The organism is Pseudomonas sp. B21-047 (genome assembly GCF_024748775.1).
Lineage (GTDB): Bacteria > Pseudomonadota > Gammaproteobacteria > Pseudomonadales > Pseudomonadaceae > Aquipseudomonas > Aquipseudomonas capeferrum.
On the sequence record NZ_CP087169.1, the window covers coordinates 5,917,978 to 5,931,766 of the forward strand.

The following is a 13,789-nucleotide window of genomic DNA, read 5'->3' on the forward strand; positions in this document are numbered from 1 at the left end:
CCGCTGCGGCTTACCAGGTCTGGGTGGCCTTGAACTTCTCGATACCGGCTTTCAGGCCTGCGTCGATTTCGTCGTTGAAGTCACCCTTCACGTTGATCTTCGCCATCAGTTCAGCGTGATCACGGTTGAAGAAGGCGATCAGTGCTTGCTCGAAGCTGCCGATCTTGGAGACTTCTACGTCGGTCAGGAAGCCACGCTCAGCGGCGTACAGCGACAGGGCCATGTCCGCGATGGACATCGGCGCGTACTGCTTCTGCTTCATCAGCTCGGTAACGCGCTGACCATGCTCCAGCTGCTTGCGGGTCGCTTCGTCCAGATCGGACGCGAACTGGGCGAATGCAGCCAGTTCACGGTACTGAGCCAGCGCGGTACGAATACCACCGGACAGCTTCTTGATGATCTTGGTCTGAGCGGCACCACCTACGCGGGATACCGAAACACCGGCGTTCACTGCAGGGCGGATGCCCGAGTTGAACATGGCCGATTCCAGGAAGATCTGACCGTCGGTGATCGAGATCACGTTGGTCGGAACGAACGCGGAAACGTCGCCAGCCTGGGTTTCGATGATCGGCAGCGCGGTCAGGGAACCGGTTTTGCCAGTCACAGCACCGTTGGTGAACTTCTCGACGTACTCTTCCGAAACGCGCGATGCACGCTCCAGCAGACGGGAGTGGAGATAGAACACGTCGCCTGGGTATGCTTCGCGTCCTGGTGGACGGCGCAGCAGCAGGGAGATCTGACGGTAGGCAACAGCCTGCTTGGACAGGTCATCGTAAACGATCAGTGCGTCTTCACCGCGGTCACGGAAGAACTCGCCCATGGTGCAACCGGCGTATGGCGCCAGGAATTGCAGTGCGGCGGATTCCGAAGCACTGGCAACAACCACGATGGTGTTGGCCAGGGCGCCGTTTTCTTCCAGCTTGCGAACGATGTTGGCGACGGTGGAACGCTTCTGGCCGACAGCAACATAAACACAGAAAATACCGGAGTCTTTCTGGTTGATGATGGCGTCGATGGCCATGGCGGTCTTGCCGATCTGACGGTCACCGATGATCAGCTCACGCTGGCCACGGCCGACAGGGATCATGGCGTCGACAGATTTGTAGCCAGTCTGTACAGGCTGGTCTACCGACTTACGCCAGATCACGCCTGGAGCAACTTTCTCGACCGCGTCGGTCTGGGTGTTGCCCAGTGGACCTTTGCCGTCGATCGGGTTGCCCAGTGCGTCGACGACGCGACCCAGCAGTTCCTTACCAACTGGAACTTCCAGGATGCGGCCGGTGCACTTGGCGCTCATGCCTTCGGCGAGGGTGTCGTAGGCACCCAGGATCACTGCACCTACGGAGTCTTGCTCCAGGTTCAGGGCCATGCCGTAGACGCCGCCAGGGAACTCGATCATTTCGCCGTACATGACGTCGGCCAGACCGTGGATCCGCACGATACCGTCGGAAACCGAAACGACGGTACCTTCGTTACGGGCTTGGGAGCTCACATCGAGGTTGTCGATGCGGCCCTTGATGATTTCACTAATTTCGGAAGGATTGAGTTGCTGCATTGCTCTGCTGCCCCTTCAAACTCAAGATTTCAATGCTTCGGCCAGTTTCGCGATTTTGCCGCGAACAGAGCCATCGATTACCAGGTCACCAGCGCGGATGACGACGCCGCCAATCAGGCTGGCATCCTCCGACGCGTGCAGGCGCACTTCCTGGCCTAACCGTGCACTGAGAACCTTGGCGAGTTTGTCTTGCTGTTCTTGGTTCAACGCGAAGGCACTGGTGACTTCCACGTCCACGGATTTCTCTTGCTCGGCCTTGTACAGGTCGAACAGAGCGGCAATCTCCGGCAGAAGCAGGAGACGGTCGTTTTCCGCGGCAACATGAATGAAATTCTGTGCCTGTGCATTGAACTTGTCACCGCACACGTCAATGAACGTGGCGGCCTTTTCTGCGCTCGTCAGTCGCGGGGCCTTGAGCAGGCGCTGCATGGTGTCGTCTTGCGACACCGCAGCAGCCAGGCCGAGCATGGCTGACCAATTGGCCAGTTGCTGATGGGCCTGGGCATGCTCAAAGGCAGCCTTAGCGTAAGGTCGGGCCAACGTGGTCAGTTCTGCCATGATCGCCCTCGCTTAAATTTCAGCGGCCAGTTTGTTAACCAGCTCCGCATGCGCGTTTTGATCGATTGTGGCGCCAAGGATCTTTTCAGCACCGCCAACGGCCAGGGCACCCACTTGGGCACGCAGGGCGTCTTTAGCGCTGTTCAGTTCCTGTTCGATCTCGGCCAGAGCCTGAGCCTTCACACGGTCAGCTTCGACGCGGGCCTGATCACGGGCTTCCTCGACAAGCTGAGCAGCGCGTTTCTTGCTTTGCTCAATGATTTCGGCTGCCTGTGCTTTAGCTTCACGCAGTTGCTGACCCGCTTTCTCTTGGGCCAGCTCCAGGTCGCGAGCTGCGCGGTTGGCAGCGTCCAAGCCGTCGGCAATCTTCTTTTGACGCTCTTGCAGAGCAGTGATGACCGGAGGCCATACGTACTTCATGCAGAAGAGTACAAAAATCAGGAAAGCAACGGATTGGCCAATCAGGGTTGCATTAATGTTCACGCCAACACCTCGCTCGGTCTTAATTCATCACAGCACATCAACTCGTTGTGACGAGTGATTAGCCGGCGATCTGACCAACGAAGGGGTTCGCGAAGGTGAAGAACAGAGCAATACCAACACCGATCATGGTTACGGCGTCGAGCAGACCGGCAACGATGAACATTTTGACCTGCAGCATCGGAACCATTTCTGGTTGACGAGCAGCGCCTTCCAGGAATTTGCCGCCCAGCAGGCCGAAACCAATGGCGGTACCCAGAGCACCCAGGCCGATCAGCAGAGCAACAGCGATAGCGGTCAGACCAACTACAGTTTCCATCTTTCCTCCCGACTTTTACGTCGTATTGGTTAGGTTTTTAGTTTGAAGCGGTAAAACAAATCGTGAGTACAGCTGCCCTTGCGGACTTTTTAAGCCCTCCCCCCGTACCGGCGGGGAAGGCTATCAGACACGCCAGGCGGTCTTAATGGTTATCTTCGTGCGCCATCGACAGGTAGACGATGGTCAGCATCATGAAGATGAAAGCTTGCAGGGTGATGATCAGGATGTGGAACACAGCCCACGCCCATTGCAGCACCACACCCAGGCCGCTCAGCCACAGCAGGCCCGAGCCGAACATGACGGCGATCAGGATGAACACCAGCTCACCGGCGTACATGTTGCCGAACAGACGCAGTGCCAGCGAGATCGGCTTGGCGATCAGGGTGACGAATTCCAGCAGGAAGTTCACCGGGATCAGCAGGGCTTGAACGAAGATGTTCTTGCTGCCGAACGGGTGCAGGGTCAGCTCACCGATGAAGCCGCCCAGGCCCTTGACCTTGATGCTGTAGAAGATGATCAGGGCGAACACGCTGAAGGCCATGGCCAGGGTCGCGTTCGGGTCGGTGGTCGACACGGCGCGGAACGGAATGTGCGGATCACCGGAGATCAGGATGGCCAGCTGAGGAATCCAGTCGACCGGTACCAGGTCGACGGCGTTCATCAGGAATACCCAGACGAAGATGGTCAGTGCCAGCGGAGCGATCACCGGGCTACGGCCGTGGAAGGAGTCCTTCACGCTGCCGTTGACGAAGTCGACCATCACTTCGACGAAGTTCTGCAGGCCGCCGGGTTGGCCGGAGGTCGCCTTCTTCGCCGCCATGCGGAAGATGAACAGGAAGATCAGACCCAGCGCAACGGACCAACCCAGGGTGTCCAGGTGGAACGCCCAGAAGCCCATTGCCTTGGCTTCTGCAGCCGAATGGGCAAAGCCCCAGCTGCCGTCTGGTAGTTGACCGTAGGTCAGGTTCTGCAAGTGGTGCTGGATATAGCCCGAAGCGGTTTCTGCTGCCATGGTTGCCTCAAACGCCCTAAGGTCTCGAAAGTCTTTTATTCATTAGCAGTGGCGCGAACCAGCTGACCATTAGGGTCAGCAGGAAGACGCCGAATACTGCTAACGGCGCCAATGGCTTCACTCCTGCGAAGGTCAATGCAAACAGCACTGCCGTCAAAATCATTTTGCCTGCCTCGCCAGCGTAGAACGACTTGACGATGGCCTGCGCTGCCCGGGCTCCGCTAAAGCGAAACGCCTTCCAGGCGAAATACACATTGGGTAGCCAGGCAATCAAACCTCCGCAGAGACCTGAATATCCACTGACCGCCCCTTTCCACTGCCACACCACCAAGGTTGCCAGCAGAAGTACTACACATTGAGTCAACAGTACCGGAAAAACCGCCCAGCGATGGAAAGGCAAGCGGTTTGGCGTGCGGATTTCCATCACAACTGCTCCTCGGAAGTCGACCAACAAGTCAGCTATGACTTGGCATAATTTGTGCCGACAAAATGCGCGCAGAGTATAGGGGTGGATTAACCCCTATTCAACTCTTCGGTAGTGATTTCCGACTGCGCGCTACAACAGGAATTGTTTCAGCGGATGTGAGCAAGGACGCCTTGCAACTCGTCAAGCGAGTTATAGCGAATAACCAACTGCCCTTTGCCCTTGTTCCCATGACGGATCTGCACGGCCGAGCCCAGGCGCTCTGCGAGCCGCTGTTCAAGGCGTGCGATATCCGGATCAGGTTTGCTCGGTTCGACCGGATCAGGCTTGTCACTGAGCCACTGACGTACCAGTGCCTCGGTTTGGCGCACGGTGAGGCCACGTGCGACAACATGACGCGCCCCCTCCTCCTGACGATTCTCTTCAAGGCCGAGCAAAGCGCGAGCATGACCCATCTCCAGGTCGCCATGGGCGAGCATGGTCTTGATCGCTTCAGGCAGCGTGATCAGGCGCAACAGGTTGGCCACGGTAACCCGCGACTTGCCAATGGCATCGGCCACCTGCTGCTGGGTCAGTTCGAACTCCTGCTGCAGGCGCTGCAGGGCGAGGGCCTCTTCCAGCGGGTTGAGGTCTTCGCGCTGGATGTTCTCGATCAGCGCCATGGCGATGGCCGCCTCGTCCGCCACTTCGCGGACCATGGCCGGCACGGTGTCCAGGCCAGCCTGCTGGGTGGCGCGCCAGCGGCGCTCACCGGCGATGATCTCGTAGCGGTTGTCGCCCACCGGGCGAACCACGATCGGCTGCATCACGCCATGGGTGCGAATCGAGTGCGCGAGTTCTTCCAGCGCCACCGGGTCCATGTCGCGACGCGGCTGGTACTTGCCACGCTGGATCAGCTCGACCGGCAGGTGTTGCAGTTCCTTCTGGTCGATCTTGACAGCCTGCTCTTCGAGCGCGCTGACGGAAGGACCACTGAGCAGAGCATCCAACCCACGTCCGAGACCTCGTTTCTTAACGGCCATACGGATTCCTTAAGTTGTTTGTGCAGTGCGTGATGGACGGCGCTGACGGCGCACCAGTTCCCCGGCCAGGGCCAGATAAGCCAGCGCACCACGCGACTGCTTGTCGTAGGCCAGGGCCGGCATGCCGAAGCTCGGGGCCTCGGCCAGGCGAATGTTGCGCGGGATGACCGTGTCGTACAGCTGCTCGCCGAAGTGTTCCTTGAGCTGGGCCGAAACATCGTTGTTCAGGCTCAGGCGCGGATCGAACATGGTCCGCAGCAGGCCTTCGATCTTCAGCTCCGGGTTCAGCCGGGCGGCGATGCGCTTGATGTTATCCACAAGGTCGCTGAGGCCTTCCAGTGCGTAGTACTCGCACTGCATGGGGATGATCACCCCATCGGAAGCCACCAACGCGTTGAGGGTCAGCATCGACAACGACGGCGGGCAGTCGATGAGAATGAAGTCGTAGTTCTCGCGGATCGGCGCCAGGGCGTTGCGCAGGCGGCTTTCCTTGACCTGCATTTCCAGCAGCACCACTTCGGCGGCGGTCAGGTCACGGTTGGCCGGCAACAGCTGGAAACCACCGTGCTCGGAGTAATGCATGGCCTGAGCCAGGTCGCATTCCCCGATCAGCAAGTCGTATACCGAGTGCTCGAGCTCGTGCTTGTCGACACCGCTGCCCATGGTGGCGTTGCCTTGCGGATCGAGGTCGATCAGCAGCACACGACGTTTGGTCGCGGCCAGCGATGCCGCGAGATTGATACAGGTGGTGGTCTTGCCCACACCACCTTTCTGGTTCGCGATTGCGAATACCTTAGCCATTGATGCGCGTGTTCCCAGTCATGCCTTGCGGCGCAGTATCAGCAGATGGCGCTGGCCCTGGCAACCTGGAACGGTCAGGGCCTGCTCGCTTTCCACTGTGAAGTCTGCGGGCAATGCTACCAGTTCATCGGCAGGATGCAGCCCCTTCATTGCAAGCCATTGCGTCCCGGTGTCGCCTAGATGGCGGGTCCAGTTGGTGAAGTTCTCCATGCTGCTGAAGGCACGTGAGATGATTCCGCTGAACGGTTGCGCCGGTTTGAAGGCTTCAACCCGGCTGTGGATAACCTGCAGGTTGTCCAGCTTGAGCTCCATTTTCACCTGGGTCAGGAAGCGGGTCTTCTTGCCGTTGCTGTCCAGCACCGTCACCCGCTTGTGCGGGTGCAGGATAGCCAAGGGAATGCCCGGCATGCCACCCCCGCTGCCGACATCCAGCCAGTTATCGCGCTCGCTGTGGATAAACGACATGACGCTGAGGCTGTCGAGCAGGTGCCGGGAAACCATCTCGTCCGGATCGCGCACGGCAGTGAGGTTGTAGGCCTTGTTCCATTTGATCAACAGGGCCAGGTAGCCCAGTAGCATCGTGTGCTGCTGCGCGCTCAGCTCGATGCCGAGCTGGCGCGCGCCTGTGGACAATTCTTCGGCGTGTTGCGGGGTGACCAGGGAACTCAAGCGCTTTGCTCCAATTCGCGGCCTGCGCCGCGTTTTTTCAGATGAATCAGCAGCAGCGAAATGGCCGCTGGCGTCACACCAGGAATACGCGAAGCCTGGCCCAGCGTCTCGGGACGGGTCTGGCCGAGCTTGCCCTGGATCTCCTTGGACAGGCCGGAAATCGTGGTGTAGTCGATATCCACAGGCAGGCGGGTATCTTCACTGGCGCGCAGACGGGCGATCTCGTCCTGCTGGCGGTCGATGTAGCCCGCGTACTTGGTCTTGATCTCGACCTGTTCGGCAACCTGTGGGTCGATGGCATCCCCCCCGGTAGCCTCGATCAGGCCGGCGTAATCCACTTCTGGCCGTGCCAACAGGTTGAGCAGGCTGTATTCGTGGCTCAACGGCGTACCGAACTTATCCACAACCGCCTGCCCCTGCGGGGTATTAGGGCGAATCCAGGTCGACTTGAGGCGCTGTTCCTCACGCTCGATGCCATCACGCTTGGTGCAGAACGCCGCCCAACGCTGGTCATCGATCAGGCCCAGTTCACGGCCTTTCTCGGTCAGACGCAGGTCGGCGTTGTCCTCGCGCAGGATCAGCCGGTATTCGGCACGCGAGGTGAACATGCGGTACGGCTCCTGGGTACCCAGGGTGATCAGGTCGTCGACCAGTACGCCGATGTACGCCTCGTCGCGGCGCGGGCACCAGCTTTCGCGGCCTTGCGCGCGCAGCGCAGCGTTGGTACCGGCCAGCAGGCCTTGCGCACCGGCTTCTTCGTAACCGGTGGTGCCGTTGATCTGGCCGGCGAAGAACAGGCCGCCGATGACTTTGGTCTCGAGGCTGTACTTCAGGTCACGCGGGTCGAAGTAGTCGTACTCGATGGCATAACCCGGGCGCACGATGTGGGCGTTTTCCATGCCGCGGATCGAACGCACCAGCTCCAGCTGCACATCGAACGGAAGCGAAGTCGAAATACCGTTGGGGTACAGCTCATGGGTGGTCAGGCCTTCCGGCTCGATGAACACCTGGTGGCTTTCCTTGTCGGCGAAGCGATGGATCTTGTCTTCGATCGACGGGCAGTAGCGCGGGCCGACGCCTTCGATCACACCAGAGTACATCGGCGAACGGTCGAGGTTCGAGGCGATGATCTCGTGGGTACGTGCGTTGGTGTGGGTGATCCAGCAGCTCACCTGGCGCGGGTGCATCTGGGCATTGCCCATGAACGACATGACCGGGATCGGTGTGTCGCCCGGTTGTTCGGTCATCACCGAGAAGTCCACCGAGCGGCCATCGATACGTGGCGGGGTACCGGTTTTCAGTCGGCCGACGCGCAGCGGCAGTTCACGCATGCGGTGTGCCAGCGCGATCGAGGGCGGATCGCCGGCGCGGCCGCCGGAATGGTTTTGCAACCCGATGTGGATAAGCCCACCGAGGAAGGTACCGGTAGTCAGCACCACGGATTCGGCGAAGAACCGCAGGCCCATCTGGGTTACCACGCCTTTGACCTGGTCCTGTTCGACGATCAGGTCGTCGCAGGACTGCTGGAATATCCACAGGTTTGGCTGGTTTTCCAGGATTTCGCGAACCACTGCCTTGTAGATGGCGCGGTCAGCTTGCGCTCGGGTGGCGCGTACGGCCGGGCCTTTGCGGTTGTTCAACACGCGGAACTGAATGCCGCTCTTGTCGGTAGCCAGCGCCATGGCGCCGCCGAGCGCATCGATCTCTTTGACCAGATGGCTTTTGCCAATACCGCCAATCGCGGGGTTGCAGCTCATGTGACCGAGGGTTTCCACGTTGTGGGTCAGCAGCAGGGTTTTGACACCCATGCGTGCAGACGCAAGCGCAGCCTCGGTACCGGCATGGCCGCCGCCGATGACGATCACTTCAAAACGGGAAGGGAAATCCACCACGCACCTCGTGCCTGTTTTTGCGAATAGAGAAGGTAAGCCGACAAGTATAGGGACTTACCCCCTTGCAAAGGAACCGTTTGCGCAAAATTTGATCAGGCTGTGGATGAGTGGCAAACAACAGAAATCAAAGAAGAAGAATTTAAAAAGCTTTGTTTTTATGTTTATTCTTATGCACACACCTTTCTGTGGATAAGATTACACAGGCCTTATCTAGCGCTGTGTACAGAGAAATTAAACCCTGTTATTCAAGTGCCATGAGGGCTATGGATAACGTCATTTAACCTGTGGATTAAATGCCTATTTACCCACAGGCCGGTTTTTCCTCAAGAAAAAGAGTGGGTTATCAAGAGACCTGAAGGTGGGTTATCCCCAGGGTACAGGCGCACCTATTTTCACCTGTGGATGAAAAAAACCAGGATCTGGACGGCCTTCTTGGCCAACGCACAGCCAGTGAGGTGACTGACGAGCAAAAAAAAACCGCTCCCGAAGGAGCGGCCTGGTGTCGCCAATGGCCTTGTGAAGGCCTGTGGATTACTTGCCGATGCAGAAACTGGAGAAGATACGCCCCAGCAGGTCATCCGAGCTGAACGCCCCTGTGATCTCTCCCAGGGCGTGCTGAGCCTGGCGCAGGTCCTCTGCCAGCAGTTCACCGGCGCCAGCCAGGGTCAGCTGCGCACGGCCATGCTCCAGGTGATCGCTGGCCTGTCGCAGGGCATCCAGGTGGCGCCGGCGGGCACTGAAACCGCTCTCTGCAGTCTGTTCGTAGCCCATGCAGGCCTTGAGGTGGTCACGCAGCAGCTGCAAGCCGCTATCGTCATCCTTGGCGCTCAGGGTGATGGTCACATGGCCGTCGTCACACTGCTCCAGGCCCACGGCTTCACCGCTGAGGTCGGCCTTGTTACGGATCAACGTGACGTTGCCAGGGTCCGGGCGCTGATCGAGGAACTCCGGCCAGAGGGCGAAGGGATCGCTGGCTTCGGGTGCCGTGGAGTCGACCACCAGCAATACACGATCAGCTTCGCCAATGGCCTTGAGCGCCCGCTCGACACCTATCTTTTCCACATGGTCATCGGTATCACGCAGGCCAGCGGTGTCCACCACGTGCAACGGCATGCCGTCGATGTGGATATGTTCACGCAGGATGTCCCGGGTGGTGCCGGCGATGTCGGTAACGATGGCCGCTTCGCGACCGGCAAGGCGGTTCAGCAGGCTGGATTTACCCGCATTCGGGCGGCCGGCGATCACCACCGTCATACCATCGCGCAGCAGCGCCCCCTGCCCGGCTTCGCGTTGTACTGTGGACAACTCGCTGCGCACGGTATCCAGCATCGACAGCACGTGGCCATCGGCGAGGAAGTCGATCTCCTCCTCCGGGAAGTCGATCGCCGCCTCCACGTAGATGCGCAAGGCGATCAGCGCCTCGGTGAGGCTGTGCACACGCTTGGAGAACTCCCCCTGCAGCGAGCGCAAGGCATTGCGCGCCGCCTGGCTGGAGCTGGCCTCGATAAGGTCGGCGATCGCCTCGGCTTGTGCCAGGTCGAGCTTGTCGTTGAGAAACGCACGCTCGCTGAACTCACCCGGGCGGGCCAGCCGGCAACCGAGTTGTACACAGCGCTGCAGCAGCATGTCCAGGACCACAGGCCCGCCATGCCCCTGGAGCTCGAGCACATCTTCACCGGTGAACGAGTTGGGCCCTGGGAAGTACAAGGCGATGCCTTCGTCCAGCACCAGGCCCTGGTCATCGCGAAACGGCCCGTAATGGGCGTGGCGAGGCGTCAGGGTACGGCCGGTGATGAGCTGGCCTGCCTGGGCAGCCAACGGGCCGGACAACCTGACAATGCCCACGCCTCCGCGGCCCTGGGCGGTAGCGATGGCGGCGATGGTCTCACGCACAGTGTTCATGCTCGAAAGCCTCTACGACAAAAAACGACAGATAGCAAAAACGCCCCACTAGGGGGCGTTTTTATTCACAGACTAGCAGCCCGTCAAGCAGCAGCTTTCTTGCTCGCTGCTTCGATACGGCGGGTGATGTACCACTGCTGGGAAATCGACAAGCAGTTGTTCACAACCCAGTACAGCACCAGACCAGCCGGGAACCACAGGAAGAAGAAGGTGAAGATGATTGGCATCATTTTCATGACCTTCGCCTGCATCGGATCCGGCGGCGTCGGGTTCAGACGCTGCTGAATGAACATGGTGGCGCCCATGATGATCGGCAGGATGAAGAACGGATCCTTGATCGACAGGTCAGTGATCCACAGCATCCATGGGGCCTGGCGCATCTCGACGCTTTCCAGCAGTACCCAGTACAGGGCCAGGAATACCGGCATCTGAACCAGGATCGGCAAGCAGCCACCCAGCGGGTTGATCTTCTCTTTCTTGTACAGCTCCATCATCGCCTGGGACATCTTCTGGCGATCATCGCCGAAGCGTTCCTTCAGCGCGGCAAGCTTTGGCGCCACGGCACGCATGCGCGCCATCGAGCGGTAGCTGGCAGCCGACAGCGGGAAGAACAGGCCTTTGATCAGCATGGTCAGCACGATGATCGACCAGCCCCAGTTACCCAGCAGGCTGTGGATATGTTGCAGCAGCCAGAAGATCGGTTGGGCAATGAACCACAGGAAACCGTAGTCGACGGTCAGTTCCAGGCCTGGGGACAACTCCTTGAGCTTGGACTGGATCTTCGGACCGGCGTACAGCATGGCGCTGGTTTCGACCTTGCCGCCAGCAGGGACGCTGATGGCCGGGCCGGTGTAACCGATGATGTAGTTGCCTTGGCTGTCCTTGCGGGTTTGGACAACGTTGTTGTCCGACTTGGCCGGGATCCAGGCGGTTACGAAGTAGTGCTGCAGCCAGGCGACCCAGCCGCCGGACACATTTTCTTTCAAACTACCTTTGTCGATGTCTTTCATCGACACTTTCTTGTACGGCTCGGCAGCTGTCCACAGGGCGGCGCCCAGGTAGGTGGCGGTGCCGGTTGCCGTGCTCGAAGACGGATCGCCACTGGCGTCACGCTTGAGCTGGGCAAACATGTTGCCGCTCCAGGGCTGTGCGCTCTGGTTGTCGATCAGGTAGCTGACAGTCAGGTCGTACTCACCACGCTTGAAGCTGAAGCGCTTGATGTAGTTCACACCGTTGTCGCTGAACTTCAGGTCGACCACCAGTTGTTCCTGGCCATCGGCCAGCTGGTAGCTGCGCTGCTCGGCCGCGTACAGCGGGCGACCAGTGGAACGGGCGTCCGGGCCGTTGGCGCCGGTCAGGCCGCTCTGGGCCAGGTACACACGCTCGCCGCCATTGTCGAACAGCTGGAACGGAATGTTCGGGTGGTCCTGACGGCGTGGGTACTTCGGCAGGTTCAGCTGGACGATGTCACCACCGACCGGGTCGATAGCCAGTTCCAGAACATCAGTCTTGACCCGGACCAGATCCTTGCTGAGTGCGACCGGTGCCAGTTCGGCAGGGCTCGATTCGGCGTTGGCGCTCGGTACATCGGCGCTGGCACCGTTGTTACCGGCCGGCACGCCATCGGGCAAGCCCGGAGCAACAGTGCTGGCAGCAGTATTCTGAGTCGGCAGGGCAGCTTGGCCGTAGTCATCGTTCCACTTCAGGACCATGACGTAGGACACGACTGCCAGCGCGGCGATCAGGATCGTGCGTTTAATATCCATGATTACTCGGCTATCGAAGAAGTTCGGGAGGAAGGAGCGGGTGGAACGGGGTCGAAACCGCCGTCGTTCCACGGATGACAACGCCCCAGGCGACGAACGGCCAGCCACCCACCACGCCAGAGGCCATGGTTTTCGATGGCTTCGTAAGCGTAACAGGAGCAGCTGGGGAAGAAACGACAGTGATTGGCCATCAGTGGACTGATGGCATAACGGTAAAACTGGATCGGAACGAGTGCCAGTTTACGCATCTTGGCTGTCTACCCCTGCGGAATCGGCGCTAACTGCTGGAGATGGCCGGCTGCGCGCCAGGCGTTTCCAGAGCTTGCCAAAGTGTTGATGCAATTCCGGGTTTTCTACCTCACCCAATCCCTTGCGCGCGACGATCACGATGTCCAGGCCAGCGAGTATCTGCTGGTTCAGACGAAAGGAATCGCGCATCAAGCGCTTGAGGCGATTGCGTTGAACGGCGAGCTTGACGCTCTTCTTGCCAATCACCAGGCCAAGGCGTGGATGATCGAGGCCGTTCTCGCGAGCAAGGATCAGCAGGTTTTTCCCTGGAACCTTGCCGGTTGGGGAGTCGAAGACCGCTTTGAAATGTCGGGGTGTAAGCAGTCGCTTTTCCCGACTGAAGTCCTGACTCACCACCTGTGCCGAAAAATCAAATGGCCAGACGCTTACGGCCTTTGGCACGACGACGCGACAGAACAGCGCGGCCGTTCTTGGTAGCCATACGAGCACGGAAACCGTGAGTGCGCGCGCGCTTGATGGTGCTTGGTTGGAAAGTACGTTTCATGGCGTGTTACCTGGGTTTGTCGACGACGGCCGGGATGGCCCCCTTTTTAAGAGACCGGCGATTCTAGAGAAAGCAAGGCAATAGGTCAATTTCCAACCAGTCATTCCTTATAGACGGCGTGATGCGTTTGCTCGGCCAGCGGTTGCCCAGACACGAGCCATTCGGGATCCCCCCACCGTGGATAACATGATAAAAAAGAAGAGACATTTAAAAAGCTTTCTTAAAGAACTTATAAATCTTAAGTGGATAACTTTCTGTGGATAACGTTCTACAGCCCAGGAAAATCAGCCTGTACAGAGTTTTGAAACCCTGTCGGTATCCGGTGCTGCGCTTGTGCTGCGCCTGCGTAGAATCTGTGTATAAAAACACGCTTTATCCACAGTCGAATTATCCACAGATCTCGACCCAGGGTTGTGCATAGCCCTCAGGTGCGGTTATCCACAAGGTTTATGCACAGCTGTATAAAGACGTTTTGGTCGATAAATGGCTGTTTTGCCATGACTCCTAACGTATCCACATGTGGATAACTGATCGCTCGACCGGTACAATGGCGGTTTGCTTTTGCCTCATCCGGCTTTCAAACTCAGGGGATATCC

General features: G+C 59.0%; 15 protein-coding genes. All 15 read right to left on the reverse strand.

Translation table 11 applies throughout. The features are described from left to right. Positions 1 to 10: 10 nt before the first annotated feature. The 15 genes from atpA to rpmH all read right to left on the reverse strand — a co-directional run bounded on the left by atpA (position 11) and on the right by rpmH (position 13,193). Entirely contained in the window at positions 11 to 1,555 is a 1,545-nt protein-coding gene (gene atpA / locus LOY26_RS26790; RefSeq protein ID WP_012274911.1) for a F0F1 ATP synthase subunit alpha, read from the reverse strand. A gap of 21 nt (positions 1,556 to 1,576) precedes the next feature. Next, positions 1,577 to 2,113 (reverse strand): F0F1 ATP synthase subunit delta, encoded by a 537-nt coding sequence (locus LOY26_RS26795; protein ID WP_003253191.1) that lies wholly within the window; start codon positions 2,111 to 2,113, stop codon positions 1,577 to 1,579. A gap of 12 nt (positions 2,114 to 2,125) precedes the next feature. Further along, entirely contained in the window at positions 2,126 to 2,596 is a 471-nt protein-coding gene (locus LOY26_RS26800) for a F0F1 ATP synthase subunit B (protein WP_003260032.1), read from the reverse strand. A gap of 58 nt (positions 2,597 to 2,654) precedes the next feature. Next, entirely contained in the window at positions 2,655 to 2,912 is a 258-nt protein-coding gene (gene atpE, locus LOY26_RS26805) for a F0F1 ATP synthase subunit C (protein WP_003097235.1), read from the reverse strand. A gap of 142 nt (positions 2,913 to 3,054) precedes the next feature. Continuing rightward, positions 3,055 to 3,924, reverse strand: coding sequence for a F0F1 ATP synthase subunit A (gene atpB / locus LOY26_RS26810; protein ID WP_033702435.1), 870 nt, complete (start codon positions 3,922 to 3,924; stop codon positions 3,055 to 3,057). Positions 3,925 to 3,940: 16 nt separating this feature from the next. Further along, a complete protein-coding gene (locus tag LOY26_RS26815) occupies positions 3,941 to 4,348 on the reverse strand; it encodes a F0F1 ATP synthase subunit I (protein WP_033702436.1) in 408 nt (135 codons plus the stop codon). Between the two features lie 149 nt (positions 4,349 to 4,497). Continuing rightward, positions 4,498 to 5,370, reverse strand: a complete 873-nt coding sequence (locus LOY26_RS26820; protein ID WP_033702437.1) for a ParB/RepB/Spo0J family partition protein — start codon at positions 5,368 to 5,370, stop codon at positions 4,498 to 4,500. Between the two features lie 9 nt (positions 5,371 to 5,379). Next, a complete protein-coding gene (locus LOY26_RS26825) occupies positions 5,380 to 6,171 on the reverse strand; it encodes a ParA family protein (protein ID WP_027592075.1) in 792 nt (263 codons plus the stop codon). Between the two features lie 18 nt (positions 6,172 to 6,189). Continuing rightward, positions 6,190 to 6,840 (reverse strand): 16S rRNA (guanine(527)-N(7))-methyltransferase RsmG, encoded by a 651-nt coding sequence (rsmG, locus tag LOY26_RS26830; RefSeq protein WP_033702438.1) that lies wholly within the window; start codon positions 6,838 to 6,840, stop codon positions 6,190 to 6,192. Beyond that, on the reverse strand, positions 6,837 to 8,729 hold the full coding sequence (gene mnmG / locus LOY26_RS26835; protein WP_186655455.1) for a tRNA uridine-5-carboxymethylaminomethyl(34) synthesis enzyme MnmG: 1,893 nt from the start codon (positions 8,727 to 8,729) through the stop codon (positions 6,837 to 6,839). Before mnmG ends, rsmG begins: the two co-directional genes overlap by 4 nt. 534 nt (positions 8,730 to 9,263) lie before the next feature. After that, the gene (gene mnmE, locus LOY26_RS26840) at positions 9,264 to 10,634 is read right to left on the reverse strand and encodes a tRNA uridine-5-carboxymethylaminomethyl(34) synthesis GTPase MnmE (RefSeq protein ID WP_186655452.1); all 1,371 of its coding nucleotides are present in this window, start codon (positions 10,632 to 10,634) and stop codon (positions 9,264 to 9,266) included. Positions 10,635 to 10,717: 83 nt separating this feature from the next. Then, complete coding sequence (gene yidC, locus LOY26_RS26845; protein ID WP_033702440.1) at positions 10,718 to 12,400, reverse strand: membrane protein insertase YidC; 1,683 nt, start codon at positions 12,398 to 12,400, stop codon at positions 10,718 to 10,720. A 2-nt stretch (positions 12,401 to 12,402) separates the two neighbouring features. Beyond that, positions 12,403 to 12,648, reverse strand: a complete 246-nt coding sequence (gene yidD, locus LOY26_RS26850) for a membrane protein insertion efficiency factor YidD (protein ID WP_015268406.1) — start codon at positions 12,646 to 12,648, stop codon at positions 12,403 to 12,405. Then, complete coding sequence (gene rnpA, locus LOY26_RS26855) at positions 12,641 to 13,045, reverse strand: ribonuclease P protein component (RefSeq protein ID WP_077068714.1); 405 nt, start codon at positions 13,043 to 13,045, stop codon at positions 12,641 to 12,643. The genes yidD and rnpA overlap by 8 nt, the downstream gene beginning before the upstream one ends. 13 nt (positions 13,046 to 13,058) lie before the next feature. Continuing rightward, positions 13,059 to 13,193, reverse strand: a complete 135-nt coding sequence (rpmH, locus tag LOY26_RS26860) for a 50S ribosomal protein L34 (RefSeq protein ID WP_003253163.1) — start codon at positions 13,191 to 13,193, stop codon at positions 13,059 to 13,061. Positions 13,194 to 13,789: the final 596 nt, after the last annotated feature.